This window comes from Candidatus Hydrogenedentota bacterium (genome assembly GCA_018005585.1).
Lineage (GTDB): Bacteria > Hydrogenedentota > Hydrogenedentia > Hydrogenedentales > JAGMZX01 > JAGMZX01.
On the sequence record JAGMZX010000003.1, the window covers coordinates 91,123 to 92,367 of the forward strand.

The window sequence follows — 1,245 nt, forward strand, 5'->3', positions numbered from 1 at the left end:
GGTGCAGTCCGGCGAAACCGGTCTGGTGTTTCTCTATGCTCTCGGCGCGCTGCTGCTCGCCGGCCTCGGCTTCAAGATGGCGCTGGTGCCGTTCCACTTCTGGTGTCCGGACGTGTACCAGGGCGCTCCCACGCCCATCACGGCGTTCCTCTCCGTCGTTTCCAAGGCCGCCGGTTTCGGCGCACTCTTGCGTCTCATCCTGCCGTTTTACGCGGTGTTCAGTACTGTCGCGCCCCTGCAGTCCGGCGTGTTCGGGATGGGGGGTCTTCCCCTCGCCATGGGCGCGCTCGCGCTGGTCACGATGACCTACGGCAACCTCGCGGCGTTGCGCCAGACCAACGTCAAGCGGCTCATGGCCTATTCTTCGATAGCGCACGCGGGGTACCTGTTGATGCCGTTGTCGGTCAACAGCCCGCAGGCCGTCGAGGCGATCCTCTTTTATTTCTTCGTCTACCTGTTCATGAACCTGGGTGTATTCTGGGTGATCATTGTGCTGATAAACCGCACGGGCAGCGCGGAAATCGACAACTTCCGCGGTGTTGCAGCCAAAGCGCCCCATCTATTCTTGGCGCTCTTCATCTTCCTGATCGCGTTGACGGGCCTGCCGCCGACCGCGGGGTTCGTGGGCAAGTTCTTCCTGTTCAAGGTCGTCGTGAGCGCGGGCATCGCGCACATGGTCGAGGGCCAGTTCACTTTCACGGCTGCCTGCTATATCTTCCTTGCGGTGGCGGGTGTGCTGAACAGCGCGATTTCCTTGTACTACTACATGAAGCTTGCCCGCGCGATGGCCTTTGAGAAACCGGATTCTGACGCGCCGCTCGGCGAGGACGGACTGGACCGCACGCTCGCGATGGCCTTTGCGGCGCCAACCTTGGCATTGTTGTTCTTCTCGCCGGTGTTATATCTGATACAACTCGCTGGAACGTAGCGACATCCGGAGGATGAGTTTTAAATGGACACGGTGAATCCCAAGATAATCGAAGCGTTGAATGAAGCCTTTGCGGAGAGGTACCACTCGCTGGCGCGGTACGTACTGCATGCGGATCCCTATGTGAGCGACGAAGACAGACCGTTGCTCGCCAAACTGCAGAAGCTCTCGGATTTCGACAAGTCCGAGGCGCGCCGCTTGGCAAAGGCCATAGACAAGCTGGGCGGGATACCGCATGTCACGCCCATTGCGCAGCCGGTCACGGAACTCAATTACGCGTCAATTTCGTTTCTAAACCAGTACCTCCGCAATACGCT

2 protein-coding genes are annotated in these 1,245 nt (G+C 59.5%); both read left to right on the top strand.

Features of this window, described 5'->3' with window-relative positions; translation table 11 throughout:
• Positions 1–928: NADH-quinone oxidoreductase subunit N (locus tag KA184_01055; GenBank protein ID MBP8128139.1), on the top strand; the 928-nt coding region annotated here is incomplete at its 5' end.
• 24 nt (positions 929–952) lie between these two features.
• Positions 953–1,245: hypothetical protein (locus tag KA184_01060; protein ID MBP8128140.1), on the top strand; the 293-nt coding region annotated here is incomplete at its 3' end.